The sequence below is a fragment of the Asticcacaulis currens genome (assembly GCF_028550395.1).
Classification (GTDB): Bacteria; Pseudomonadota; Alphaproteobacteria; order Caulobacterales; family Caulobacteraceae; genus Asticcacaulis; species Asticcacaulis currens.
Map to the genome: position 1 here is coordinate 1 of NZ_JAQQKW010000016.1, position 26,988 is coordinate 26,988.

Sequence of the window (26,988 nt, forward strand, 5' to 3'; positions counted from 1 at the left end):
TTGGAGAATTTGAAATCCCAGGTGCCGTCCAGCGACAGGAAGCGCTTTGACGCCGATGTGTCGCCCTTCAGCGCCAGATCGCGGCTCTCGAAATTGAAGAAGGTCGCCTTCATCGGTTCCCGGTTCACCCCCACCACCTCAGGCTGTTCCCACTCCGCCACGGGCGCGGTTTGCGCCAGTACGGGCGCCGCCAAGCCCAGCAATACCCCGGCCGCCACCGACCCCATCACCATCTTTCTGAGCGACTGAGACATATCCTTACCCTTTTTTGTCCGATTATTTGTCTGATAAAATATGACCTCACACTCACGGTCTGGCCAGTAAAAAAGACCAAAAGGGGACTGAAAAATGGCGAGGCGCGCCCTTTGTGGCGTTTTTCATCTGACCGATTGGGATAGGTGAGGACGAAAGGTCAGACAAGCTGCGAGGGCAAGAGAGGGCGGACGCTGATGCGGCCCTGACAATTTCCAGGCTTTTGCGCGTCGCGCCCTTGCCCGACGCGGCGTATGATTTGACTCACAGGTCAAAAGTCAGATCTGAAACAGTGAACCGCCCAAGGAGGCAAAGATGAGAAGCGTCGCCCTTCATACCGATCACAGCCCTGACGAGTCCCTGCACGAGCGGGCGCAGGGACTGCTGATGGTGTCGATCTTCTCCGCCGCCATGTGGGGCCTGCTGGCGCTGCTGGCCTAGCCGACATTCAGCGACACGCTGGCGGCTTTCAGGCCGTCGGCGGAGGCCGTGACGGTTACACGCCCGGCCGAACGCGGGCTTTGCACAATGGCCTGAGCCAGGCCGTTGAACAACCGACGCTCAGACGCCTTGTCCGCCTCGTGGCTGGCGGGATTGCCGTTACCCACGCCGATCACGCTACCGCCGCCCGACAGAGAGAATGTCACCAGATTATCGGCTTTCGGCACCGGGCGGCCCTTAGCGTCAAAGGCTTCGACCTTGAACACCGCTACATCGCGGCCATCGGCCTTGAGCGTGGTGCGATCGGCTGTCAGAACCAGTTTTGTCGCCAGTCCGGCGGTTTCACGTACCGCCTTCATAACGACCTTGCCGTTCTTATAACCGAAGGCTTGAATCCTCCCCGGCTGATAGGACACATCCCATTCGAGGTGGCGGTTTTTGACGAAGGTCTTCTTGCCCTGCGACCGCCCATTGACGAACAGTTCGACCGCATCAAGGTTGGAATGGACCCAGACCGGAATGTTTTGCCCTTCCTTGCCTTCCCAGTTCCAGTGCGGGAACAGGTGCAGAAGTGGCTCATTCTTCCACCAGGCGCGGTAATAGAAGGTATTGTCCTTCGGAAAGCCGCAGGTGTCGAGGATGCCGAACTGCGACGAAATGGCCGGCCAGCGGTTATAGGGCGTGGGCTCCCCGCGATAATCGAAGCCCGTCCAGATAAAGCCACCCGCAATAAAGGCCTTCTCATCAAACAGCGGCCAATAGTCTTCGGCGGTCGAAGCCCACCACGGATGCTCGGTGTCATAGGCGCGAATAACCGACCGTGACGGGTCGTTGACGTATTCGCCGCGCGTCGAAACGGTTGAACCGGTTTCCGACCCATAGATGGGAATGGTCGGATAGTCGGCGTGGAACGTTTCCATCAGCTTGTGGCGGTAGTTGAAGCCCAGCACATCGACGACCGAAGTGATGCCCCTGCCGTAGGAATTGTCGAGTGCTGCCGTCACCGGACGGGTGGGGTCAAGGCGCTTGCACAGGGCCTTCATGGTTTTGGCGACTTCGATGCCGCGTTCGGTGCCCTGCAGCGGTTCTTCGTTGCAGATCGACCAGGCGATGACCGATGGATGGTTGCGGTCGCGGCGGATCATGGCGTCGAGTTGATAGAGACCGTCTTCCGACGACGACATTTTGCGCGTTTCGTCGATGACGAGGATGCCCAGCCGGTCACAGGCCATGAGCACTTCGGGCGTCGGCGGATTGTGCGAGCAGCGATAGGCGTTGGAGCCTATGTCTTTAAGTTGCTGCAACCGCCAGACTTGCAGAGCATCGGGGATGGCGGCGCCGACCCCGGCGTGGTCCTGATGGTTGTTGGTGCCTTTAAGTTTGACCGGCTTCCCATTGAGCAGAAGGCCTTTTTCGGCGTCAAAGCGGATATCGCGCAGGCCGAAATAGGTCACGACCCTGTCCTGAGCGCCGTCGTCTGCCTCAACCGTTGTTTCCAGCCGGTAGAGGTGCGGTCTATCCACCGACCACAGGACAGGATCGCTCAGTTTCAGCGTCTGGCGCACCGTGGCGGACTCGCCCGCCGCGACCTCGGTCGTAACCGAGGCCTGCGCCGCCTTGTCCCCGATGGCCGAGGTGAGTTTGACGCTGCGCGGCTGAGCGGAGGCATTGCGTAACGTGGTTTCAATCTCGACCGTCCCGTCGGTCTTTCCGCGCACGCAGACGCCCCATTGCGGGACGTGTACGGCGTTAGTCTTAATGAGCCAGACGTGGCGATAGATGCCCGCGCCTTCGTAAAACCAGCCTTCGCCTTCGGTCGCATCGACGCGCACGGTCAGGATGTTCGGGGTGCTGTCGGTATTGATGAAGTCGGTGATATCGACCTGAAACGAGGTGTAACCGCTTTCGTGACGCTTCAGGATAAAGCCATTGAAGACGATCAGCGCGTTGCGAAACACGCCGTCGAACTCGATCCACAGACGCTTGCCCTTATCCGCCGGCGACACCGGCACCACGCGACGATACCAGCCGATAGAGGTTTCGGGGAAGTCGCGTCCGATGGGTTTATAGCCGTGCGCCGCCAGCATGTCGGGTTCATCCTCGCCATTGGCGATGGGGCCTTTGACGCCTTGCGCAAAGGGCAGGGCGACCGCCCAGTCGTGGGGCACGTCGATCTTTTGCCATTTGGAATCGTCAAAATCCGCACCGACGCAGGTGGCGACCCGCGCGCCCTGCTTGGCGTGGGTACGTAGCGCCAGCCCGTAATCGAAATCGCGGCTCATATCGCTGGCGTGGCCAAAGGTGAAGCGCCAGTCGAGATCAAGCGAAAGACGCTCACGCGGGCCGAGGTCGTCTTTCGGGAAAAAGTCGATGACGGGCTCGGTCGCCTTCGGGGCCGCTACGGCGTGCGCTGCCGTCAGGGCCGCCCCGGTGACGGCAGCGGTTTGCAGCAGGCGACGGCGGTTGAGATCGGTCATGACGGTTTCCTCTGGTTTTGAAATTATCTTACAAATAAAAAAGCCGGGTCTTCAAGTGAAAACCCGGCCCCTTAATCCTGTGAAATCGATTAGAACTTGTAGGTCAGATCGAACAGGAAGCGACGGCCATAATAGGACATGTCGCCCACGCGGTTTGACTTATAGTCCGTATAGACCTTCATCGGCGTATCCAGCAGGTTGCCCGCCTGGAAGCGCAGCGACACACTGGAGTTGATATTATAGCCCGCCGAGAAGTCGAGCGTCGTTTCCGGCATCACGCGCACCAGATTGGTCGAATCCCAGCCGAGGATGGCGGTGTATTCCGAATGGTACTTGGCCCCCAGACGCGCTTCGAACTTTTTGTCCGAATACCACAGATCCAGAATGGCTGTGGTGTCGGCCACGCCGTTCATCGGCAGCGGGTTACCCGCCGGGACAAATTCCTTGATGTTGGAATTGACCAGAGCCAGGTTGGAATAGATGCCGAAGCGGTCCAGCCACGACACGTTCGGCAGGAAGGTGTCGAACGGCGTCTGGAAGGTGAATTCGACGCCCGAAATGAAGCCGCCCTTGCTCGAATTGACCGGCGAGGTCAGGGTATAGACATTGCCGTTGATCGTTTCGGTGCGCTGGTTATAGCCGACATAGTTCTTGACGGTCTTGTAATAGCCCGCCACCGCGAACAGCGAGTCCGGACGGAAGTAGTATTCATAAGAGACGTCGATCTGATCGGCCTCAAACGGCTTCAGATAGGGGTTCCCGGACGATCCCGTATAGGGGGCTGAGGTCGAGATGGCGCGATTGGCCTTCAGCTCATTCAGCGGCGCGCGCGACATGACGCGGGCCAGACCGAGCTTCAGGAAGCCGTTGTCGATCACCTGCACCTTGACCGAAGCCGAGGGCAGGAGCTTGGTGTAGCTGACGCCGCCCGTGGTGGGGGTCAGGGTCACGCGCTCAACCCAGTTGCCGGGGGTGGCTTCGACCCAGACGCTGGTGCGCGAATCGCCTGACGACTGGCTATCGACATTGACGACCCTCAGGCCGACATTACCCGTGACCGGGGCGTCGATGACGGTCGAGGCGAAATTGCCCTGCACATAGGCTTCGCCAACCTTTTCCGAGACTTCGGAATTGTAGGCGATCTGATCCGGCGACAGGCTGAAGGCGTTGGGCCCATAGACCTGCGTGCGCAGGGCGTCGAAACTGCCCTTGAGCATGGCCGGAATGTTGAAATTCTCCAGCTTGTAGGCGGTCAGGGTCGAGGCGTTCAGGCTGGCCGTAACGGGGCCCGCAGCCTGCGTATAGCCGGTGGCCTCCGACTTGGTGCGGTCGGCATAGCGGGCGCCGAACTGCAACGAGGTCCAGAAGTCACCGCTGAATTCCCGGCGGAAATCCAGCTGACCCGAGGTCAGTTCGTCCTTGACCTTACCCACATCATTGGTCCCGGCCACGGTGGACAGGGTGGCTGTTTCCGGTTGCTGCGTGACAGTGATGAACGGGTCTTCGCTCAAAAGCCACGTCATGCTGGACGGATAATATTCCATCTTGATGGCGCGCCAGGTGTTTTCACGCTCGGCATTCGAGTAGGAGAGATCGGCGGTGACGGTCCACTTTTCGCTGGTCCACTTGCCGTTCAGACCGGTGACCAGCAGCGACTTGTCTTCGGCATAGCGCGCCACGACCGGCATCAGACGCGACCAGGCGTTCGTCGCCCCGACCAGATCGCCATTGACGATGACCGGATTGCTGAAGCTGCCCGTATTGCCGCCGGCCCAGTTGCCCCAGTTGTTTTCGCCGTACCAGGTCTGGTTCTGGTCTTCCTTGATCTTGTATTTCGAATAGAGCAGGTCGTAGGTCAGCTCGAACTGCGCGTTCGGGCGGTATTGCGCGCCGAGCGAGGCCGAATAGCGGTCGGCATCGAGGAATTTGGCTTCGGACCCCGCGCCCCACGGCGTCGGCACCTTGGGCCCACCGGCGACGACCGGACCGGTCGAATTACCGGCGCGGATCGAGTCGTCGTTGAAGCCCCAGCCACGGAAGCTCTCATAGCCGTTCTTCTGCTTCTGACCCGTCAGGCCGAGGACAAAGGCGAACTGGTCATTGACCTTCTTCACCCATGAGCCCGAGGCGCGCCAGCCGAGACCGTCATAGCCCGGAAACGCCTTGCCGCCGTCGTAATAGACGGCCCCGGCGCGGGCCACGAACTGCGGTCCCGAATAGGCGAGGGGACGGATGGTTTGCAGATCGACCGTGCCCGAAATGCCGCCCGACAGAAGACGCGCTTCGGAGGATTTATAGACAGCGGCCCCGGCGACCACTTCCGACGGATAGATTTCCCAGCGGACGTTGCGGTCGGGCTCGGAGGTCGCCACTTCCCGGCCATTGACCGTGCCCAGCACCATGCGCGGACCGATGCCACGGATCGAGGCCTGACTGTCGTTGCCGCGATCGCGCGAAGTGGTCACGCCCGGCAGACGCGCCAGAGATTCGGCGATGGTGACGTCGGGCAGCACGCCGATTTCCTTGGCCGAGATAAATTCCGCAACCCCGGCGCTGGAACGCTTCTGGTCGATGGCGTCGCGCAGCGACTTGCGGATACCGACGACGGTGACTTCTTCGGGCTCACTATTGGCCACTTCGGCCTGTGCGGTGTCGGCGGTGCGTTCAATACTGGCGGCAGAGGCGCGTATCAGTACGGCGGCGCGGCCATCGTTCGATTTGATGCTGAGGCCCGTGCCGCTGATCAACTGGTTGAGGGCCTGATCGACGGCCAGCGTGCCTTCGACGGCATTGGTGCGCAGACCGTTCAGGTCATCGGCGCTGGCCAGCACCTGAAGGCCGGACTGCTGGGCGAAGGCCTGCACCCCTCTGGCGGCGGGCTGCGCCGGAATGGCGAAGGCCTTGCTCTGGGCAAAGGCAGGGGCGGTGTAGGCGGCGCTCACGCTGAGCGCGGCGATCAGGGCGGCTTGTGAGGCACCGGAGAACTGGATCATGGTGGTGTTTCCCGTAGGACCGCGCCGTGGAGTCGGACTGCGGTTGCTTTTTATCGGGTGTGCCGGTCTGGCGGCATTCACCCCTCCTGCTATCCAAGATGAAGCTGAAAACGCTTTCCGCCGCCTCATTCGATATTTTTATCTTATTTATTCTTTGCCGATGACGATGCGCTGGTCGTCGATCTGCACGGGGACATCCAGCGCCAGATGTACCGAATGGGCAAAGGTGTCCGGCTGATCGGCACGGAACCAGCCTACCAGCTTCTGTTCGCCCAAAGCCGGATCGGCAATCACGATCTTGCGGCTGTTGTAGCGGTTGAACTCGGCCGCCGCGTGGGTCAGGCTGTCATTATCGAGCGCGATCTGCCCTTCGCGCCACGCCAGACGGCGATCGACCGCATCGGGGGCATATTCCGCGCGGATCGGCTGCGGCGCATAGGGCACAAAGACCCGGCCCCCGGCTTCCAGTCGCACCGGGGTGTCCGGAGCCTGCGTGTTCCACACCTCGACCACGCCCTCGCTCACCATGACCTCGGCCCCGTCGGGATAGCGGCGCACGCCAAACGCGGTACCCACCGCGCGGGCACGCACCGTATCGGCCTCCACCACAAAGGGACGGGCCTTGTCCTTGGCGACCTGAAACCACGCTTCGCCCCGGATCAGGCGGATATCGCGGCGTTTCGCCCCCAGCGCTACGTCCAGCGCGGTGTCGGTATTGACGCTGGCCACGCTGCGGTCTTTCAGCGGTACTTTGCGCAGTTCGCCCACTTCGGTCTGAAGCCGCTGGTGCGTCAATGCGGGCAGGATCAGCGCGGCCCCTGCCACGGACGCGGCGATCAGGCCGCCACCCGCCAGCAACTGGCGACGGGTGGGGTTGCGGGGTTGCGGTGCAAGGCGCTCGAACGGCGATCTGTAAACGGTGTCGGCGGCGACGCCCGCGCCCATCACACTGGCGCGGTCGAGCATCGCCCAGGCGGCTTCGGCGCGAAAAAAGGCGCCCTGATGCCGCGTATCGGCCGCCAGCCACGCCTCAAGCCCGGCCTGATCGGCCTCACTCCAGCCCCCGGCGGCGCGTGCCGCTATGTAGGCCGCAGCCTGTTCGTCAATGGCCGACATGCCGGGTCCGGGCGGGTTGAATCGGTGCCAGAGCGGGCGCATCGCCTTCGGCGACCTGCTTCAGGATCAGGGTGAGGCCGCGTGCCGTTTCCTTTTCCACCACGTTCTCGCTCAGGCCTAGCCGCGCGGCGGTTTCGGCCTGAGACAGGCCGTGCACCTTGCGCAACTCGAACACCGCCTTGCAGCGGGCGGGCAGGCTTTCGATGAAGGCCATGACGCGCGACAATTCGCGACGCGCTGATACGGCCTGCTCCGGTGTGGGCGACAGGTCCGCCCGGCCCAGCTCATCGAGATTATGAACGGTGGTGATCGACACGACGCGGGTTTTCCTGATCTGCTCCAGCATCAGATTGCGCGCCATCCGGTACAGATAGGCGCGCGGGTCCGTGATATGGGCGTAGCTGGTCTGGCGCAGCAGGCGGTAATAGACCTCCTGAACCAGATCGTCGCGCTCGGACGGCGAAAGCCCCGCGCGTGACAACCACTGCCGCAACCCGGCCTCATGCGGCAGGATGTGCGTCCCGATGAAAGCCAGACGTTCGTCGTGCGCGCTCATGCAAGGCCCGCCCGGCAAACGTCTCTACGGTATAAAATGCACGAGCGGCGCGTTTCCGCCGCGTCAGCGCACATTTTTTGGCAAATGGCGACTCGCATGAACACTGTGGCACTCCCTGGGTCCCCGTCTATAGGCGAGGTTGTCTCACAGAGTAAGCACGTCAGGCTCTGTTTGGCCAGATAATTGTATGATAATAAGCGCGCGAAGCGCCTTGTGTGATTATTTTGTCGATAGAGTCGCCACGGCGGCCTTTGTCGGCACGGTGATTTCAGAGGCGGGGGCGTCTTTCAGGGCCTCAGGCGTTTCGGCGGCCCCGGCCAGCAGGGACGTGCCGGGGCGCTGCCAGCTGCGATAGACGAACCAGCCTTTTTCGCGTGTCATGGGCACGGCCAGACCGCCGGTGAAGTCGCCGCTGACGAACAGGGCCGATTGGCCTTCGTCCTTCACCCGGAAGGTCATTTCGACCGGATAGACGTATTGGGCCTTGGGCCAGTCCAGCGCGGGGAGGGCCTTGCCCGTAAAGTCGAAGAAGGTGGCGTTTTCCCAGTTGGAGCCGCTGCCCCAGCGCGTTTTGCACTGGGTGGACACCCACGCCGGTTCCCAATAGACAACGCCCGCGCCGCCGTTGTCGAGCGTCAGTTGCATCAGGTCGTGCAGGTAGCGCGCCTGACCTTCGGGCGAAAAGCCATAGGCGGGGAAGGTTGAATCCTCGCCCATAAGGTTGACGTTTTCGTCCATATGCTTGTCGGTATAGGGATAGGCGGTTTCGACCACCACAATATCCTTGCCCGGATAGGTGTGGCGCAGGCGGTTGATAACCGCCCCAAGGCCCGCCATGTCCATTTTCGACCACTTTTTGTAATAGCTGATGCCGATCAGGTCATAACCGGCGATCCCGGCCCTCGTCGCCTTGAGGAACCAGTCTTCGACGTTTTCCGGCTGAGCGATGTGGATCATGATGCGCGGCGTCTTACCGGCCTTTGCGCCTGCGTCCTTGACGGCACGGATACCGGCGTTGAACAGGCGGGCATTGCGCTCCCAGTTGATCGGCTTGACCGGATCGCCCTGTTTCCACGTCACCGAGCCCATCATCTCGCCATTGGTTTCATTGCCGACCTGTACCTGATCCGGCATCAGCCCTTGCGCGTTGAGGGTCATCAGCGTGTCGTAGGTGAATTTATACAGGGCTTCGACCTGCTGATCGGTGCTGAGATGGGCCCAGGCGGCGGGCACAAGTTGCTTGTCGCCATCGGCCCAGTCGTCGGAATAGTGGAAATCGAGCAGGACGGGCAGACCGGCGGCCCTGGCCCGTTTCATGGCATTGGTCACGTCGGCCAGATTGGAATAGGCCGTCCATTTGGGATCATTCCACAGCCGCAAGCGCACCAGATTGGCCCCGGATGACTTGAACAGCGCATAGACGTCCTCTGGCTTGCCGTCGCGGCTGTAGGTCGCCCCGCAATCCTCCATCTCATTCACATAGGACAGGTCGCTGCCGAAATAGTAGGTGCGGGCTTCGCGCGCTTCAGCAGCGGGCATAACGCCCAGCATCAGCAGCAGGGCGGCAGGAAGGGCGCGCAGCGGTCGGGCAGCGGTCATGAAAAAACTCCGAAAGAGACTGTCCCTTATCAAGATGAAGGGCGAAACCTTTTCCGCCGATTTTCCCCTCTCAGGCATGATTGAAAATTTATGCACGCCATATTAGCAATGAGGCTTCCTTACTCTTCCCCTCCAAGGTCTGAATGCCCGCCTGCGATGACGCACACCCTGCGCCCCGATCCGATGGCGGCTATGCCCGCAGTCTTCTTACCGTCGGCGGTGCCTGCGGTCGCCTGATCGCGCAAAAAGACTGGTCCCAGACCGAACTGGGGCCCATCGAAGACTGGCCCCCCAGCCTGAAAACCTGCGTCAGCCTGATCGTGGCGTCGCACGTGCCGATGACCCTGCTGTGGGGCCAGTCGGGCTTGCTGATCTATAATGACGGCTACGCCGAAATTTCCGCCGGGCGTCATCCGGAGATTCTGGGGATGGGCGCGCGAGAGGCGTGGCCGGAAGCGTCCGACTTCAACGATCACGTTATCCATAGCGGGCTCTCCGGTCAGACCCTGGCCTTCCGCGATCTGGAAATGACGCTCAACCGATCGGGCACGCCCGAGTCGGTGTGGTTTGATATCGACTATTCCCCGGTGCGCGATTCCGACGGGGCGGCGGTCGGTATTCTGGCCATTGTCGTAGAGACGACGCGCAAGGTGCTTGTCGAGCGCGCGGCGGCTGCCGAACGCGAAAGTCAGGCGCGGTCGCTTCGCCACATGCCGGGGTTCGTTGCGACGCTGGACGGTCCGGATCACGTCTTCACCTATGTCAATGAAGCCTACCGCACCATTGCCGGGGCACGCGACTATCTGGGCCATACGGTGCGGGACATCTTCCCCGATGTGGCCAGTCAGGGCTTTTATGAACTGCTGGATCAGGTGTACCACAGCGGACAACCCTTCGTATCGCGCAGCTTCCCCCTCGACCTCTCCAATCAGGCGGAAACGCGCTATATTGATTTCATCTATCAGCCGGTGTTCGACGACAAGGGCGCGGTAACGGGCATCTTTGTCGGGGGCTATGACGTTACCGAACACAAACGCGCCGAAGACGCCCTCAAGGCGCTCAATGCGACCCTCGAAGAACGGGTGACGCAGGCTCTGGCCGAACGCAAGATTCTGGCCGATGTGGTCGAAGCGACCGAAGCCTTTATCCACGTGATCGACACCGACTATAACTGGCGGGCCATCAACCGCGCGACCATTGCCGAATTTGAGCACCTGTTTGGGGTCACGCCGCGCGTAGGGAGTAACCTTCTTGAGGTTCTGTCCGCGCACCCCGACGCGGTTAGTCATGTACGCGCCTTGTGGGACCGCGGCCTTGCTGGCGAAAATCTTGTCACAATAGACGAATTTGGTGGCGAAGGGCGGGAGCGCCGGGCCTATGAAATCCGCATAGCTCCCCTCTACGACACGGAGGGCAGGATTATCGGCGCCTATCAGTTCGCCTATGACGTCACCCAGCGTTTGGAGCAGGATGCTATCCTGCTACAAACCGTGCGCGAGCTTGAGGAGCGCGACCGGCTGTGGTCGCTGTCGCAGGACCCGTTCCTGATTGCCAACAGCGACGGGCGCTGGCTCAAGGTCAGCAGCGCCTGGACGCGGCTTCTGGGCTGGACAGCCGAAGACCTGATTGGGAAAACCTCGCACTGGCTCGAACATCCCGACGATCACGAAAAGACCCGGATCGAGCTGCGCTCCCTGTCTGCCGGCGGTAACACCTGGCGTTTTGAAAACCGCCTGCGTGACCGCGAAGGCCAGTATCGCACCTTTTCGTGGACGGCGAATGAGGAAAACGGCCTCCTCTATTGCGTGGCTCGCGACATTACCGAGGACATCAGACGGGCTCGCGAACTGGAGGACAGCCGCGACTTTGCGCGTCTTGCCCTTGGCGCGGTCGATGGCATCGGGGTGTGGACCTACGATGTGGCCAGCGACCTGTTCCACTATGATGAGGGCATTGCCAGCGTCTACGCGCTCGACCCGAAGGCGGGGTTGAGCGGGATCGGTCGCAAGGCGTTTCTGGCGCATGTGCATCCCGAAGACCGCGACGCCTTGCGCGCCACCATGGCCGAAGGCCTGACCCGGCAGGGCGATATAGAGCTGGAATACCGCTTGATCCACCCGGATGGCTCGGTACATTGGGTGCTGTCGCGCGGCCATACCCATTTCGAAAATGGCAAACCGGTGCGCCGCATCGGCGTCGGTATCGACGTAACCGCCAAGCGCCAGCTCGAAGAACAGTTGCGACAGTCGCAGAAGATGGAGGCCGTGGGGCAACTGACCGGCGGCATTGCGCACGACTTCAACAATATGCTGGCCGTGGTGATGGGCTCGCTGGAACTCCTCAACCGGCGCATCGGGCCTGAAGACGTGCGCGCCCGCCACTATGTGACTCAGGGGCTGGAGGGGGCCAAGCGGGCCGCCAACCTGACCCAGCGCCTGCTCGCCTTCTCGCGTCAGCAGCCGCTGCGGCCAGAAACGGTCAATGTCAATCGTCTGGTGGGCGGTATGTCGGAGCTTCTGGCCCATTCGCTGGGCGGGGCCATTCAGCTTGAGACCGTGCTGGCCGCCGGGGCGTGGCCTGTGCACGTCGATCCGAACCAGCTTGAGAACGTCCTGCTCAATCTGGGGGTCAATGCGCGCGACGCCATGCCTGACGGCGGGCGTCTGACCATCGAAACCCAGAACGCTCACCTCGATTCGCGCTACGTTGCCGAAGAGATCGGTGTGGCGACCGGTCAGTATGTGTTGATCGCCGTCACCGATACGGGCTGCGGCATGCCGCCGGACGTCATGGCCCGCGCCTTCGATCCCTTTTTTACGACCAAGGGCGTCGGTAAAGGGACCGGTCTGGGCCTCAGTCAGGTCTATGGCTTCGTCAAGCAGTCGAACGGCCACGTGCGCATCTATTCGGAACCGGGGCAGGGAACGACGGTCAAGATCTACCTGCCACGCCTCACCGGCGCCGATGCGGTGGCCCCCGATAACGGGCCGTCCGAGGGCATTTTGCTGCCCGGAGAGGCGCGCGATGTCATTCTGGTCGTTGATGATGAAGCCGTGGTGCGTCGCTTCAGTTGCGATGCCCTGACCGAGCTGGGTTATCGCGTGCTGGAAGCCGACTCGGCGGCGACGGCCTTGCGCCTGCTGGACGAGCATCCGGAGGTCCGGTTGCTGTTCACCGATATTGTCATGCCGGAAATCAACGGGCGCAAGCTGGCCGATGCCGCGCAGAAGGTAAGACCTGATCTGAAGGTCCTATTTACTTCTGGCTATACCCGCAATGCCGTCGTGCATAATGGGGTGGTCGATGCCGGAGTCGAGCTGATCGGTAAGCCGTTCAGTATCGAGGAGCTGGCGGCGCGGGTACGGGAAATGCTGGATCGCAAGCCCTGAGCCGGTGTGGCCAGAATGGGGGCGGCAACCGCCATCAGAGCGAGCAGGAGGGCAGGGACAAGACGCATGGCGGGATTCTCTTCGACGTAAGGGCTCACGCACGGACGCTAAAGCTCTATCAAGGCGGAGATAAGTCCACCATATGGCCTTCGCCGGAAGCAGCAAGGCCATAGGCTCAAAGAAACGCCCCCGCTTGCGGGCGGAGGCGTTGAGCGTTCATCGGATATAGGGGTTTTACTTGTGTGCCGCGCTCCAGGTGAGGTCGGACAGGGTGATCGTCACCGATTGCGGCAGGTCGTCTGCCGCCTGACCGAAAAGGACCTGATAGGTCCCCGCCCGGATGCGCCAGCTATTGTCCGCCACCTCATAGGTGGCCAGTAGGCGCGGGTCGATCTTTTGCATGAAGGTGCCTGATGTGGCCCCGGGCGCGACGGCTTCCTTACGGAAGGCCACAAAACGTTTGGGGGCTTCCCAGCCCACGGCCTTATAGTCGGCAGGGGCAACATAGACCTGAATGACGCCCTTACCGGCGGTCTTGCCGGTATTGCGGATGGCGGCGGAGATGGTCAGTTCGCCCTTTTCGACCGTGGCCCTGGCGTCAGACACCGCAAACGTGGTGTAGCTCAGGCCGTGCCCGAAGGCGAACAGGGGCGTGTAGCCCTTCACATCATACCATTTATAGCCGATCGCCGCGCCTTCGTGATAGGTGATGTTGACCGCCACGCCATCCGGCTTGCCGAAGCCCGGAATGGTGTCGTGCGCCAGTTGCGCATTCGACGCCGGGAAGCTGATCGGCAGGTGGCCGGACGGATTGACCTTACCGGTCAGGATGCGCGCAATGGCCTGCCCGCCGCGGATGCCGGGATAGAAGGCCTGAAGGATGGCCCCCACATTGTCCTTCCACGGCATGAAAATGGCCCCGCCGGACTGCACCACCACGATGGTGCGCGGATTGGCGGCCGCGACCGCTGCCACCAGCGCGTCCTGATTGCCTTTCAGTTCCAGCGTCCCGTCCATGCCTTCCCCCATCCACTGGGTGACAAAGACGATGGCGACCTCCGAGGATTTGGCGAGAGCCACGGCAGCGGCAATATCCTCACCGCCGGCATAGGCGATCTTCGCCTTGGGCAGTTCCTCCTTCAACGCTTCGACCGGAGACGAGGGCATATAGCTGACCGGGCCGGGCCAGGATTTCGGTTCCAGTTGTCCTTCGACCGGGTTGCCGCCCACCGGCGTCACGCCGGATGAACCGCCGCCGGACATGACGCCCTTGTCGGCGTGCGCGCCGATCATCGCCACCGATTTCACGCCGCTGAGCGGCAGCAGATTGCCCTCGTTCCTCAGCAGCACCAGTGACTCTTCGGCGGCCTTTTGCGATACGGCGGCATTGGCCTTGAAGTCGATCGGCCCGACCTTGGCCGGGTTGTCGAAAACGCCGGTGGAGAACAGCGGCCACAGGACGCGCTGCGCCATATCATCAAGGCGCTTTTGTGAAATATCGCCCTTGTCCAGCGCCACCTTGACATTCACCGGCGCAAAATAGGGCTGACGGTCGCCGCAGCAGGGGAAGCCGGTGAACTGATCGAGCCCGTAATTGGCCGAGTCAACGGTGGAATGGACGGCGCCCCAATCGGCCATGACATAGCCTTTGAAGCCCCAGTCCTGTTTCAGCGTCTTGTTCAGCAGGTACTCGTTTTCGCAGGCCCACCGCCCGTTGACGAGGTTATAGGCGCACATGGCTGAGCCGGGATTGGACTGCTCAAGGATGAATTCGAAGGCGAGCAGGTCCGACTGACGCATGGCTTCGGGGGCGATGGTCACATTGACCGTTGTGCGCTGGCTTTCCTGATCGTTGACGGCAAAATGCTTCAGGGTCGAAACCATATGCTGCGACTGAATACCATTGATCAGGCCAGAGGCCATCTGCCCGGCCAGCCAGGGATCTTCACCGACATATTCGAAATTGCGGCCATTGCGTGGTTCACGCGCCAGATTGGCGCCGCCAGCCAGAAAGGTGTTGAACCCCGACAGACGGGCTTCCTGCGCGATCATGCGGCCCCCGGCCTCGGTGACAGCCGGATCAAAGCTGGCGGCGGTGGCCAGAGACGAGGGCAGCGCCGTGCGCGCCATGCCCTGCACCCGCACGCCGATCGAGGCGTCGGTTTGCCACTGGGCCGGAATCCCCAGTCGTGCAATGCCCGGCACATAGCCTGCCGAGCCCCGGATATGTTCCTTGTTCACCATGGCCTTGACCTCAGGCGACACGATGGAGTCGGGTTGTTTGGCCAGTTGCTCCGGATCGGTGAAGCTGAGGATCAGGGTCAGCTTTTCGTCGAGGGTCATGGCCGCAACGGCCGCTCTGGCGCGCTCATCGGCCGACTTTGACTTATCGAACCACGCCTGGGTTTGCGCCAGTGCGACGCTCGACACCCCGGTCAGCAGAAGGGCGCTCGCCGCCATCCACTTTAAACGCATGTGTTTACTCCCCTTGTTTTTTGATATTGCCGTAACGCTAACCGCATTTTCGACATTCGGGAAGGGGCAGGGCGTTTCGCAGGGTAATTTAAAACCGCATCGGTTATGCGCGTCAGACCTACAGAATATTCAAGGCCTTGAGAATGTGGCCCGACAGGCGCTGATTCAAGGTTGTCATATCGGCCCACGGATCGGCCTTGCGCCGTTTCAGGTGCGCGGGCGTGTTTTCAAGTGTAAAGCCCGCCGGATCGAGGTCGGGGCTGAGGGCGCCCCAAGCTACGGGCATGGCCACGGGCGCACCGGGACGCGCGCGCACAGCATAGGGGGCCACGGCGGTGGCGGTATGGTCATTGCGCAGATAATCGACAAAAATCCGGCCTTTACGCTTGGCTTTTGAGGCTTGCGCCACAAAGCGTTGCGGGCTGTCGTGCGCCATGGACTCGGCCACGGCGCGCGTAAAGGCCTTTATGGCGTCCCAGTCGTGCTCAGGCTGAATTGGGATTACGATGTGCAGGCCCTTACCGCCCGTGGTTTTGAGGAAGCTCTGAAGCTCGAACTCGGCCATACGTTCGCGCACCTCCGCCGCTCCGGCCACCACATCGGCCCAGTTGGCTTCGGGATCGGGGTCGAGATCGAAAATCAGGCGGTCCGGACGGTCGGGCGTGGCGGCTAGGCAGCCCCAGGGGTGAATCTCCATCACGCCCCATTGGGTCAGGCTGATCAGGCCGCGTTCATCCTCGATCATCACAAAGTCGTCTTCGCGGCCATTCACCTGAATACCCGTGTCTTTGACGTGAGGAACGGCGGCCTGGGTGAGGTGGCGCTGAAAAAAGCACTGCCCGCCAATGCCTTCCGGGCAGCGGATCATCGAGATGGGACGCCCGGCAATGTGCGGCAGGATTTGTTGGGCGACGCTGAGATAGTATTCCGCCACATCCTTCTTGGTAATGTCGGAGCCCGGAAAAACGACACGACCCGGTGACGAGATGGCGACCCCATCAACCTCGTCTTTTGCCGATGTTTTCGAGACCGGCGCGCGGCGTCTGGGCTTACGCGCCGTCGGTTCGTCTTCGGTTTTGCGGACTTCGGTTGGCCTGAGCGGGCGGTCGCGGTGGATGTCCTGCGCGGGCTTGTCTTCACGCAGCCCCTGAAACGAGGGGTGGCGCAGGCGGCCGTCGGAGGTCCATTCGCCGAACTGCACCTCGACCACAAGGTGGGGTTCGACCCAGTGGGCACCGCGTTTAAATTCCGCCGGAATATCACTGAACGGATTGTCTTTTTGAGCAATCAAGTCCAGTCTGCGGCGCAGGTCGATGGCGCTGTCCTGAGTAAAGCCCGTCCCGACCTTACCGGCATAGGTCAGGCGTCCCTCCTGATAATAGCCGATCAGCAGAGCGCCCATCCCCTGCCTCCCCGCCTTGGACAGGGTGAAGCCTCCGATGACGAATTCCTGCCGTTTGTGGCATTTGACCTTCAGCCACGCGCGATGGCGCCCGGAGCGGTAAGGGGCATCGGCACGTTTGCAGATCAGGCCTTCCTGATCCAGCGCGCACAGCCGGTCTTTCAGGTCAGCGGCGTCCTCCGTAAAGTGTTCGCTGTAATGAATACGTCCGCCGAAATCCCTGCCTTTAAAAAGCTTTTGTAATTGAGCCTTGCGTTCCATCAGTGGCAGGCCGCGAAGGTCCTCGCCATCCCTGTGCAGAATATCAAAGACATAATATTGCAGCGGCACGTCGGCTTCACCGGACAGGGTGGCCTGCAGGCTCTTGAAATCTGCGCGGCCCCCTTCGTCTACCGCGACGATCTCGCCGTCCAGTATGGCGCTTGTGACCCGCATCTGCGCCAGATAGTCGGGCAGGGGGCGGAAGCGGTGCGTCCATTCGAGACCCGTGCGCGTCAGGAACCGCACCTCGCCGTTTTCGATCAGGGCCTGCGTGCGGTAGCCATCGAACTTTATCTCATGCACCCAATTCTTGCCTCTGGGCAGCGATAACGCCAGTGTCGCCAGTTCTGGCTCAATAAATTCAAGTGTTGATTTGATCTTTTGGCGATTGGGTGGCGTGTCCCTCGGTCGTGATCGCCACTCGCTGTGCGTATTGGCAGCGATCTCTTCCATGCGGCGTCCCGTGGTGATGCTGGTCGCCTGTGTCTCCAGCCACGCCTCGGCCGCATCCTCGCGCGCCGCCGCATCGTCGTGCTTGATCAAGAGCCAGTTGGCGCGACCGCCGTCCTGGGGTCGCGGCTTCATACGCACCAATGCCCATTCGCCTCCGAGCCGTTTGCCATGTACTCGAAATTTGAGATTGCCCGCTTTCAGCCCCTTATGCGGATCGTCTAGCGGCTCCCAGGTGCCTTCGTCCCACATCATCACCGTGCCGCCGCCGTACTGGCCCTTGGGAATGGTGCCCTCAAAGGTGCCATAGGCGACGGGATGGTCTTCCACCTCGACCGCAAGCCGCTTGTCCTGCGGGTTGAGGCTTGGGCCGCGCGTTACCGCCCACGATTTCAGCACGCCGTCCAGTTCCAACCGGAAATCGTAGTGCAGACGAGTGGCATCGTGCTTTTGGATGAGGAAGCGGTTGCCGCCCTTGCGCCCCGGCTTGCCCTCGGGTTCGGCGGTTTTGGCAAAGTCGCGCTTCTGATTGTAAAGGTCGAGACCCATCTAGCTGGCCTTCTCGCGGGCGGCCGTCTTTGCGAGGGTCTTTTTGCGTTTGGCAGAAGTTTTGGGCGTACCCTTTTCGGCCTTTGGCGGCGCCGGTTCAGGGTCTTTCAGGCTCTTGCGCAGGGCATCCATCAGGTTGATGACCTTGGCTGCCGGCCGGTCCTCTTCAACAGCGACCGGCTCGCGGTTTTCCACCTTGGCCTCGATCAGCTCTTGCAAAGCTTCACGGTAGTTGTCGTGGAAGCGACCCGGATCGAACTTCGCGGTTTTGCGCTTGATCAGTTCGCGCGCCAGATCAAGTTCCTCGGAGGCCGCCGCCTTTTTCGTGATGTCGTCGAAATAGGGGTCGGAGTCGCGCAACTCATTTTCGTAGCGAAGGGTTTGGAGTATCAGGCCTGAGCCGCACGGCCGGATGGTGCACAGGCGCTCACGCCCGGCGATAGCCAGTTGCCCTATGCCGGTCGTCTTTGATTGCCTTAGCGCGTCGCGAATGACGGCAAAGGTCTGTTGATCGGCGTTTTTCTGCGGCGCGACGAAGTATGGCGCGTCGAAATAGAGGTCGTCAATCTCTTCGGCGGGGACGAACTGCACGATATCAAGTGTGCGCGATGACGGGATTTTCAGGTCCTTGATCTCGTCCGGCTCGATCAAAACGTACTCGCCCTTTTCAACCTCATACCCCTTGATGATCTCGTCGCGTTCGACCTCGGTGCCGTCTTCGGTGACATTGAGCCGGTGCACGCGCTCGCCCGTCTTGCGATAGATTTCTTTCAGCGGAATCTGACGCGAACGGTTGAGCGCCGAATAGACATTGACAGGCAGCGTAACGAGCGACAGTCGCAGATTGCCGCTCCAGTAGGGGCGAAGCGCCATAACGGACCTCCGGATCAGGAGGTCAGCCTAGTACGAGGCCGCGTAAGACCGCACTGCGCGCCTTTAGGTCAGGCGTAAGGATGTGCTTAGTCTAATGCCCGGCGGGCCAGTTCGATGGCCCCCAGCATCCCGGCGCGATCGCCCAGATGTGCGCCCTGAATATAAATGTCCATACTCTCGGCAGACTCTAGCGCCTCCAGATAACTATTGAGCAGCCGGTGGCAGGTCTGACGCGACGCCCGCAGGACCGGTTCGTTCAGCCCGACACCGCCGCCGACCAGAATTCGCTGAGCCGAGGTAATCAGGGCCAGATTGCAGAACAACTGCCCCAGATAGTCGCCCACCATGCCCCAGACACCATGGACTGGCGGCAGGGTTTCGGCCTTCTGCCCGGTGCGCGCTTCGATGGCCGGGCCAGAGCTTAAGCCTTCGCAGCAGTCGCCGTGGAAGGGGCAATGGCCGGCATAGGTGTCGTCCGGGTGGCGGCGCACGCGGATATGCCCGGCTTCGGGGTGCAACAGGCCATGCACCGGCTGATCGGCAACGACCAGCCCGACCCCCAGACCCGTGCCCACCGTCACATAGACAAAGGTGTCAAGGTCCTTGGCCCCGCCCCAGCGCTTTTCGCCGAGGGCCGCGCCGTTAACGTCGGTATCGAGGCCAATCGGTACTTCGGGATAGGCCTCGGTTAGGGGGCTCAGCAGGTCGAAGCCGCTCCAGCCCGGCTTGGGCGTCTTGCGAAAGCGGCCAAAGGTGGGGCTCTGGGGATTGACGTCTATGGGACCGAAACTGGCTATGCCGATGGCGTCGAAGGCGCGCCCTTGCGACAGGGTTTCCAGCGCCCGCAGCACTTCCGGCCACGTCTCTTGCGGCGCGCGCGTGGGGATGCGCAGGGTCTGAAGGTCGTCGGGGCCGGAACCGGCGGCGACATTGACCTTGGTGCCGCCCACCTCAAGGGCTGCGAAATAGGGCATGATCAGGACTCTTCGATAAACCAGCGCAGCCCGTAGGCCGGGAGGGTGTCGTTATCCGACCCTATCAGTACGCGGCCCGCGACCTTATGGATGACGGGTTCGGCGCTCAGATTGGCGACGCAGACAAAACGGCCCGCCGCGAGTGGGCGTTCGATGATCACAAGCCGCTCCTCGGCCTCGGTACACACGGACTGTCCGGGCTTGAAATCAATCGCCGACAGGGTGTCGGCCAGTTGCCGATGGAAGGCGTACATGTCGTGTTCGACGGAGCCGGGCGCATGGCGACGCCCGGCCGTGTCCCAGTCCATCACCGGGCGATGCAACCAGCGCACCTCGTCCTTCAGGTCCGGATCGTCGCGATAGGCGTCGAAATTTTCCAGCGCGATTTCATCGCCCATATACAGCAGCGGCACGCCTTCCAGCGCGTAGGTGAGACCGTAAAGCAGCTTGAGACGCGCGGGCATCTGCGGGTCATCTTTGCCGCCGCACAGGCTGGCCGCCATGCCGCAACCGGAGGCCGGGAAGCCTTCCGGGGCCTGAAACGCCTCGCCCTTCGCATAGGAGCCCTTACCCGCAAAGAAATCGGACCAGTGTGTGAGGCGTTCCGGCGCGGCCGTATCGGACAGGGCCAGCCAGATGATGTCGTCATGGCAGCGCACATAGTTCAGCCAGTGGCCATGCGCCGGCTTTTCCCCGGCGCGCGCGATCGTGGTCTTGAGCACGCCGGCCTTCTGATCGGCCAGAGCCCCCCACAGGGCGGTCATGACGCCATTATTATAGGCCAGATCGCATTCGCGCGCCTGCGGCGTACCGAAGAAGGGCAGGACCGAGGCCTGCGATTCGATGGCTTCGGCCAGCAGGAAGGTCGAAGGCGCGACAAGGGTGAGCAGGGCGCGCAGGGCCTGAAGGATCAGGTGCGTTTCCGGCAGGTTGCGGCTGATCGTGCCCTTGCGCTTCCACAGATAGGCCGTCGAATCGAGACGGAAACCTTCCACCCCGGCATTGGCCAGAAAGAACAGGCTGTCAGCCATTTCGACAAAAACGCGCGGATTGGCGTAGTTCAGGTCCCACTGAAACGGATAGAAGGTCGTCCACACATAGCCACCGGCTCCGGCGTCATAGGTGAAGCTGCCCGGCGCGGTGTCCGGGAAGACGTCCTGAAGCGCCGCTTCCCATTCGGCGACCTCATTCGCTGAGTCGAGCACGATATAGAAGTCGGCAAAGGCGGGGTCACCGGCCAGCATCTTTTGCGCCCAGGGGTGTTCGCGCGCCGTGTGATTGCATACCATATCTAGCACCAGCGACATATCGCGCGCCCGCAGCTCAGCCGCCAGCGCCCGCAGATCCTCCATCGTCCCCAGACGCGGATCGACCTCACGGTAATCGGCCACGGCAAAGCCGCCGTCCGAATTGCCTTCGCGTGGTTTCAGCAGGGGCAGGGGGTGGAAGATGCCGACCTTAAGCCCTTCGAGATAATCGAGATGTTGCGCCGTGCCTTCCAGTGTCCCGGCAAAACGGTCGATATAGGTGCAATAGGCCGGGCGGCCGGGCTTGAGGAACCAGTTGGGCGTATTGGCGCGCGTCATATCGAGGTGACGCAGAGCGGTCGGACGCGCGCTGCACGCATCGGCCACGCGGGCTTTCAGATCGATGAGGCTGTGTTCAAAGCGGTGATCATCGCCATAAAGCGTGCGCAGGCAGGCCTCCGCCTGACGCCACAACGGGTCGCAGGACAGATCAGCAGAGGCATGGATCGTATCGGCCATCAGAGCGCTTTCCGAAAAGTTTGACGCACTTTTCAGATGAAAAAGCGCGTGAACATCAAAAATTTAGAGCGATACTTCGTGTTAATATGAACGAAACGCGCTCCAGGGTCCCGATGAAAAAGGCGGGCCGCCGTAACGCGGGCGGCCCGGCACTAGGCAAGGATAGGGAAGATTGGATCGCAGAGCGTTCCGACTTCAGATAAATCGAAAATGAAAAGGATTACAAGAAAAATCTATCAAAAAGGGAAGGTTTTAGACGCCGCCGTGGCATTTTGTGTGGCAAAAAAGTCATTTTTGGCAAAAAATCCAGTCCTTCTGTGTCCCAAGTCCAATAATTAACTTGTAATCGATTACATTTGGTGATGTCCTGTTATCCAAGTCAGGAGCTGACTCGTCGTCGCTCCGGCGTAAGCAAAAAAGCAGGAAGCTGCGCGCTTCATCAGGAGGAATTGATATGTCTAAGTCGATCTGGACGACCGGCGGCGTTTCGTTGGTGGCACTCATGGCCGTGGTGGGCGCTCCCGCTCTGGCGCAGGATCAGGCCGCCGATTCGGGGGTCACCGAAGTGGTCGTCACCGGTGTGGCGCGCAAGGCCAACAAGCTCGACAGCTCGATCTCGGTCAGCGCCATTCAGGTAGAGGAAATGCAGAAGTTTGCGCCGCGTTCGGCCGCCGAAGTCTTCCGCAACATCCCCGGCGTGCGCTCCGAATCGACGGGCGGCGAAGGCAATGCCAACATCGCCGTGCGCGGTCTGCCGGTCGCGGCTGGCGGCGCCAAGTTCCTCCAGCTTCAGGAAGACGGGCTGCCCATTCTGGAGTTCGGCGATATTGCTTTTGGTAATGCCGACATCTTCCTGCGCACCGATCTGAGCGTCGGTCGCGTCGAAGCCATCCGCGGCGGTACGGCCTCGACCCTGGCCTCCAATTCGCCGGGTGGCATCATCAACATCATCTCGAAGACCGGCGCGAAGGAAGGCGGCACGCTGCAACTGACGCAGGGCATCGACTTCGGTCAGACGCGCGGCGATTTCGAATTTGGTGGCGCGCTGTCGGACAAGATCGACTTCCATATCGGCGGCTTCTACCGCTCCGGTGAAGGGCCGCGCAAGGCGGGCTATACCGCCAATCAGGGCGGGCAGATCAAGGCCAATATCACGCGCAAGTTCGATAACGGTTTCCTGCGTCTGGGCGTCAAATATCTGAACGATAAAGCGATTGGTTACCTGCCCATGCCGATGAAGGTGACGGGCACCAATGGCGATCCGAAATGGTCATCGGCACCGGGTCTGGATGCCAAGTCTGACACCATCCACTCGGTCTATTTCATGCAAGACGCCGGTTTGAACGGCAGCAACAATCGCTCTGTGACCAATGTGCGCGACGGTATGGCCCCCAAAAGCCTCGTCTTCAATGGCGAAGCGCAGTTCGATGTCGGCGGCGGCTGGACGCTGAACGACAAGTTCCGCTTCGCCAAGACCGAAGCCAACTTTATCGCGCCCTTCCCGGCGACGGTCGGCACCTCGGCAGACGTCGTGTCGGGCATCAACGCGGCTCTGGGCACGGCGGGGACGCGCCTTGTGGTGGCCAATGGACCGAACGCCGGTGCGACCTACACGGGTCTGGCTATGATCATGCACACCTTCAACACCCGCCTGAACAGCCTCGACAATTCGGCCAACGACCTCAAGCTGCAAAAGACGTTTGACGCCATGGGTTCGAAGATCGACCTGACCTTCGGTCTCTACAATTCGTCGCAGACGATCAATATGGACTGGGTGTGGAACAGCTATGCCATGGAAGTGGCCGGTGACAATGCGCGCCTGCTCAACCTCTATGCCGGCAACACCAACCTGTCGCAGAACGGCCTGTTCGCCTATGGCGTGCCGGTGTGGGGCAACTGCTGCACCCGTCATTATGATGTGCAGTACGACATCGTGGCTCCCTATGTGATCGCCAGCGGCGAATGGGGCAAGCTGACGCTCGAAGCCTCGGTGCGTCAGGACGAAGGCAAGGCGCGCGGCACCTATGCCGCCTCGACCCAGATGGCCAATTTCGACGTCAATGGCGACGGCGTGATCTCCAATCCGGAAAAGAGCGTCTCCTTCGTCAACTATGCAGCGGCCAAGCCGGTCAACTATAACTGGAGCTACACCTCCTACTCGCTGGGGGCCAATTACCGCGCCACGGACAACCTGTCCTATTTCGCCCGCTATTCGAAGGGCGCGCGCGCCAATGCCGACCGTCTGCTGTTCGGCAAGGTGCGCGACGACGGCTCGGTGTCGCGTGAAGACGCCATCGACTTCGTCAAGCAGACCGAAGCCGGTGTGAAGTACCGCAGCGGTCCGCTCAGCCTGTTTGCAACGGCGTTTGCCGCCACGACCGAGGAGCAGAATTTCGAAGCCACCTCGCAGAAGTTCTTTGACCGCGTGTACGAAGCCAAGGGCATCGAGTTTGAAGGGGCCTATCGTATCGGCAATCTCAGCCTCAATGGTGGGGCCACCTACACCAAGGCCGAAATCACCAAGGACGCCCTGAGCCCGACTGCGGTCGGCAAGCGTCCGCGCCGTCAGGCCGAGTGGGTGTTCCAGTTCACGCCGACCTACAAGATAGACAAGCTGGAATTCGGCGCGAACTTTGTTGGCACCACCGACGCCTACGCGCAGGACGACAACAAGCTGGTCATGCCGGGCTATGTGCAGACCAACCTGTTTGCCGACTACAGCCTGACCGAGGACCTGACGGTCTCGCTGAACGTCAACAATGCCTTTGACGTTCTGGGGATCACCGAGGTCGAAGAAGGCGCGATCACGGACAATGCGACCAACTACGTGCGCGCCCGCGCTATCAATGGCCGCACCTCGACGATCAGCCTGAAGTATCGGTTCTAAAGCCTCATGCCAAAAAGTGGGCACCATTTTTTGGATACACATGAGGCGTGAAAAAAGCCTCATACCAAAAAGTGGGCGCCATTTTTTGGATACACATGAGGCGTGAAAAAAGCCTCATGCCAAAAAGTGGACACCACTTTTGGGATACACATGAGGCGTCAAAAAATGCCTTGGCGTGAAGGCATCGGGAGCGGGTCGCATCCCCTCTGCGGCCCGCTCCCGTTCTTTTTTTCTCGCCTACGGCTTCTGAACGTATAACAACAAAATACAGAGAACCGCTCCATGACGACATCTTCGCCAAGTCTGACCCGGCCGGCCAATATCGCCCTGATCACCGGGCTGACCTATCTGATGTTCATGATGTTCGCCATGACGACGGATGCGGTGGGCGTCATCATCCCCGAAGTCATCCGCGACTACGGCCTGAGCATGACCGAAGCCGGGGCATTCCATTATGCCACCATGGGGGGCATCGCCATTGCCGGTCTGGGGCTGGGGTTTCTGGCCGATCGTCTGGGGCGCAAATGGACGATCATTCTGGGCCTGAGCCTGTTTGCGCTCAACTCCTTCCTGTTTGCCGTTGGCAATGATTTTCTGTTCTTTGCCTGTCTGCTGTTCATCTCGGGTTTGGCCATCGGGGTGTTCAAAACCGGGGCGCTGGCCCTTATCGGCGACATCTCCACCTCGACCGAAAGCCATACGCGCGTCATGAATATGGTCGAGGGCTTTTTCGGCGTGGGTGCCATCATCGGCCCGCTGATCGTTACGCAGCTTCTGGTGTCGGGCGCGTCGTGGAAGTGGCTCTACGTCATTGCCGGGACGCTGTGCAGCCTGCTTATCCTGACGGCCTTTGTGGTGCGCTACCCCGAACGGCAGACTTCGACCAGCGAAGGCTTCAGTCTTAAGGCCTCTTTGGGTCTGGTGCGTGATCCCTATGCCCTTTCATTTTCGGCTCTCGCCATGCTCTATGTCGGGGTGGAAACCGCCATCTATGTATGGATGCCAACCTTGCTTAAGGGGTATCAGGGGCCGGCCGTGTGGCTGGCGCTTTATGCACTCAGCGTCTTCTTTGTGCTGCGCGCGGCGGGGCGTTTTCTGGGGGTGTGGATGCTTGCGCGTCTGAAATGGACGCTGGTCCTGCTGCTGTGCGCCGGGGCCATTCTGGCCTGCTTCGTAGCGGCCCTGATCGGCGGGCAGGCGGTGGCGGTCTATAGCCTGCCCCTGTCGGGCCTGTTCATGTCGGTCATGTACCCGACGATCAATTCCAAGGGCATATCGGGCTTCCGCAAGGCGCAGCACGGCGCGGCCGGCGGCGTGATCCTGTTCTTCACCTGTCTCAGCGCCGTCGTCGCCCCTCTGGCCATGGGCGCGGTGTCGGACCTGTTTGGCGGCGCGCAGTACGGGTTTGTGCTGGCCACCGGTCTGGCTCTGATCCTGTTTGTGGCGCTGATCTTCAACCACCGTCATGACCCGGCGGGCGCCCGGCTTAAGGCGCTCAATTCCGAGTACTGATCAGGTCGAGGCCCGCTCGATCAGTCCGGCGGCCAGAACGGCGGACGAGGTCTTTTCTCCCGCCAGTCGCCGGAACAGCAGATCGACCATCAGTTGCGCCCCCAGCCGTAAGTCCTGCTTCACGGTCGTCAGGGCCGGGGACATAGTCTTCGACATGGCCACGTCGTCGAAACCGCAAACAGCCACATCCTCCGGCACGCGCCGCCCGGCATCGCTCAGGGCATGAATAGCGGCCAGGGCGATGACGTCCGACGCCGCAAATATGGCATCGAAGCGCCGGCGCGAGGCGATCAGGCCCTTGACCGTCTCATAGGCCGAATCCGGCGTGAAGTGCGTCTCGATGATCTGCGCGGGCGTCAGTTTGTGCCCCGCCTGAGCGAGCCCTTCGCCAAAGCCCTTCAGACGCGCCGCCACCTCGGGCACCTGAGCCGGGCCAAGGAACAGGACGTGCTTGCGGCTCTTACTCAGCAGATGCTCCGCCGCCAGACGCCCGCCATGCACATTGTCCACGCCGACCGAACAATAGCCCTGATCCGGTAGCCGCTCGCCCCACACCACCATCGGATTATAGTGAGTCGAGATGGCGTTGATCTCTTCGTGCTGATCGCTTTGCCCCAGGACCAGCATGGCATCGAAACGGTGCGACTTGACCAGCGTGTTCAGCCATCCGCTTTGCGGCGACAGATTTTTCGACACCAGCAGGTCGTAGCCGCGCCGGAACACTTCTTCCGACAGATAGCCGACCAGTTCGAGCAGGAAGGGATCAGTCATCTGCTGACCGGTTTCGTGCCCCAGCGGCAGGACCAGACCGATGGTCCGCGTCGTTTGCATCCGCAGGTTCCGCGCCGCCTGATTGACGGCGTAGCCGTGCGCTTCGGCGATGGCGATGATGCGCCGCTTCTGAGGCTCCGGTACTAGCGGACTGTCGGCCAGAGCGCGCGATACGGTGGCCAGAGATACGTCCGCCAGACGGGCGATATCCGTCATCTTGACTTTGGCAGGAGGGGTGTCTGTCA

General features: G+C 61.3%; 16 protein-coding genes. 4 read left to right on the forward strand and 12 right to left on the reverse strand.

The window, feature by feature from the left end; genetic code table 11:
- Positions 1–254, reverse strand: a 254-nt coding sequence (locus PQU94_RS17570; RefSeq protein WP_272742730.1) for a hypothetical protein, incomplete at its 3' end; no start/stop codon positions are given.
- Between the two features lie 313 nt (positions 255–567).
- Between PQU94_RS17570 and PQU94_RS17575 the strand changes: the two genes are divergently transcribed.
- Positions 568–693: a hypothetical protein gene (locus PQU94_RS17575; RefSeq protein ID WP_272742731.1), complete on the forward strand. Its 126-nt coding sequence runs from the start codon at positions 568–570 to the stop codon at positions 691–693.
- Here PQU94_RS17575 and galA read toward each other — a convergent pair.
- The 5 genes from galA to PQU94_RS17600 form a co-directional block, all read right to left on the reverse strand.
- Positions 690–3,170 carry a beta-galactosidase GalA gene (gene galA, locus PQU94_RS17580; protein WP_272742732.1) on the reverse strand — a complete coding sequence of 827 codons (2,481 nt, stop codon included), beginning with the start codon at positions 3,168–3,170 and terminating at the stop codon, positions 690–692. The genes PQU94_RS17575 and galA overlap by 4 nt on opposite strands.
- Positions 3,171–3,259: 89 nt before the next feature.
- Complete coding sequence (locus PQU94_RS17585; RefSeq protein WP_272742733.1) at positions 3,260–6,163, reverse strand: TonB-dependent receptor; 2,904 nt, start codon at positions 6,161–6,163, stop codon at positions 3,260–3,262.
- A 147-nt stretch (positions 6,164–6,310) separates the two neighbouring features.
- Complete coding sequence (locus PQU94_RS17590) at positions 6,311–7,279, reverse strand: FecR family protein (RefSeq protein WP_272742734.1); 969 nt, start codon at positions 7,277–7,279, stop codon at positions 6,311–6,313.
- Positions 7,266–7,835, reverse strand: a complete 570-nt coding sequence (locus PQU94_RS17595; RefSeq protein WP_272742735.1) for an RNA polymerase sigma factor — start codon at positions 7,833–7,835, stop codon at positions 7,266–7,268. Before PQU94_RS17595 ends, PQU94_RS17590 begins: the two co-directional genes overlap by 14 nt.
- 219 nt (positions 7,836–8,054) lie before the next feature.
- Positions 8,055–9,434, reverse strand: a complete 1,380-nt coding sequence (locus PQU94_RS17600) for a glycoside hydrolase family 53 protein (protein ID WP_272742736.1) — start codon at positions 9,432–9,434, stop codon at positions 8,055–8,057.
- A 143-nt stretch (positions 9,435–9,577) separates the two neighbouring features.
- Here PQU94_RS17600 and PQU94_RS17605 point away from each other — a divergent pair, with 143 nt between their 5' ends.
- Positions 9,578–12,823 (forward strand): PAS domain-containing protein, encoded by a 3,246-nt coding sequence (locus PQU94_RS17605; protein ID WP_272742737.1) that lies wholly within the window; start codon positions 9,578–9,580, stop codon positions 12,821–12,823.
- Positions 12,824–13,057: 234 nt separating this feature from the next.
- Here the strand turns inward: PQU94_RS17605 and PQU94_RS17610 are convergent, their stop codons facing one another.
- The 5 genes from PQU94_RS17610 to PQU94_RS17630 form a co-directional block, all read right to left on the reverse strand.
- Positions 13,058–15,298 carry a glycoside hydrolase family 3 C-terminal domain-containing protein gene (locus tag PQU94_RS17610; protein WP_272742738.1) on the reverse strand — a complete coding sequence of 747 codons (2,241 nt, stop codon included), beginning with the start codon at positions 15,296–15,298 and terminating at the stop codon, positions 13,058–13,060.
- Between the two features lie 118 nt (positions 15,299–15,416).
- Positions 15,417–17,960, reverse strand: coding sequence for a DNA ligase D (gene ligD / locus PQU94_RS17615; RefSeq protein WP_272742739.1), 2,544 nt, complete (start codon positions 17,958–17,960; stop codon positions 15,417–15,419).
- Complete coding sequence (gene ku, locus PQU94_RS17620) at positions 17,961–18,833, reverse strand: non-homologous end joining protein Ku (RefSeq protein ID WP_272742740.1); 873 nt, start codon at positions 18,831–18,833, stop codon at positions 17,961–17,963.
- 86 nt (positions 18,834–18,919) lie between these two features.
- Entirely contained in the window at positions 18,920–19,807 is an 888-nt protein-coding gene (locus tag PQU94_RS17625; protein ID WP_272742741.1) for an ROK family protein, read from the reverse strand.
- A gap of 2 nt (positions 19,808–19,809) precedes the next feature.
- Positions 19,810–21,573 carry an alpha-amylase family glycosyl hydrolase gene (locus tag PQU94_RS17630; RefSeq protein ID WP_272742742.1) on the reverse strand — a complete coding sequence of 588 codons (1,764 nt, stop codon included), beginning with the start codon at positions 21,571–21,573 and terminating at the stop codon, positions 19,810–19,812.
- Positions 21,574–22,027: 454 nt separating this feature from the next.
- On the opposite strand from PQU94_RS17630, the gene PQU94_RS17635 reads away from it, so the two are divergent.
- Both PQU94_RS17635 and PQU94_RS17640 read left to right on the forward strand, forming a co-directional pair.
- Positions 22,028–24,460 (forward strand): TonB-dependent receptor domain-containing protein, encoded by a 2,433-nt coding sequence (locus PQU94_RS17635; RefSeq protein WP_272742743.1) that lies wholly within the window; start codon positions 22,028–22,030, stop codon positions 24,458–24,460.
- Positions 24,461–24,742: 282 nt separating this feature from the next.
- Complete coding sequence (locus PQU94_RS17640; RefSeq protein ID WP_272742744.1) at positions 24,743–25,972, forward strand: MFS transporter; 1,230 nt, start codon at positions 24,743–24,745, stop codon at positions 25,970–25,972.
- On the opposite strand, the gene PQU94_RS17645 is transcribed toward PQU94_RS17640, so the two are convergent.
- Positions 25,973–26,959, reverse strand: a complete 987-nt coding sequence (locus tag PQU94_RS17645; protein WP_272742745.1) for a LacI family DNA-binding transcriptional regulator — start codon at positions 26,957–26,959, stop codon at positions 25,973–25,975.
- Positions 26,960–26,988 lie beyond the last annotated feature (29 nt).

Coding starts and splice junctions, on each gene's coding strand:
- PQU94_RS17630 (WP_272742742.1), bottom strand. CDS start 21,573: ATGGCCGATACGATCCATGCCTCTGCTGATCTGTCCTGCGACCCGTTG.
- galA (WP_272742732.1), bottom strand. CDS start 3,170: ATGACCGATCTCAACCGCCGTCGCCTGCTGCAAACCGCTGCCGTCACC.
- PQU94_RS17640 (WP_272742744.1), top strand. CDS start 24,743: ATGACGACATCTTCGCCAAGTCTGACCCGGCCGGCCAATATCGCCCTG.
- ku (WP_272742740.1), bottom strand. CDS start 18,833: ATGGCGCTTCGCCCCTACTGGAGCGGCAATCTGCGACTGTCGCTCGTT.
- PQU94_RS17605 (WP_272742737.1), top strand. CDS start 9,578: ATGCCCGCCTGCGATGACGCACACCCTGCGCCCCGATCCGATGGCGGC.
- PQU94_RS17575 (WP_272742731.1), top strand. CDS start 568: ATGAGAAGCGTCGCCCTTCATACCGATCACAGCCCTGACGAGTCCCTG.
- PQU94_RS17590 (WP_272742734.1), bottom strand. CDS start 7,279: ATGTCGGCCATTGACGAACAGGCTGCGGCCTACATAGCGGCACGCGCC.
- PQU94_RS17635 (WP_272742743.1), top strand. CDS start 22,028: ATGTCTAAGTCGATCTGGACGACCGGCGGCGTTTCGTTGGTGGCACTC.
- PQU94_RS17625 (WP_272742741.1), bottom strand. CDS start 19,807: ATGCCCTATTTCGCAGCCCTTGAGGTGGGCGGCACCAAGGTCAATGTC.
- PQU94_RS17645 (WP_272742745.1), bottom strand. CDS start 26,959: ATGACGGATATCGCCCGTCTGGCGGACGTATCTCTGGCCACCGTATCG.
- PQU94_RS17595 (WP_272742735.1), bottom strand. CDS start 7,835: ATGAGCGCGCACGACGAACGTCTGGCTTTCATCGGGACGCACATCCTG.
- PQU94_RS17610 (WP_272742738.1), bottom strand. CDS start 15,298: ATGCGTTTAAAGTGGATGGCGGCGAGCGCCCTTCTGCTGACCGGGGTG.
- PQU94_RS17585 (WP_272742733.1), bottom strand. CDS start 6,163: ATGATCCAGTTCTCCGGTGCCTCACAAGCCGCCCTGATCGCCGCGCTC.
- PQU94_RS17600 (WP_272742736.1), bottom strand. CDS start 9,434: ATGACCGCTGCCCGACCGCTGCGCGCCCTTCCTGCCGCCCTGCTGCTG.
- ligD (WP_272742739.1), bottom strand. CDS start 17,960: ATGGGTCTCGACCTTTACAATCAGAAGCGCGACTTTGCCAAAACCGCC.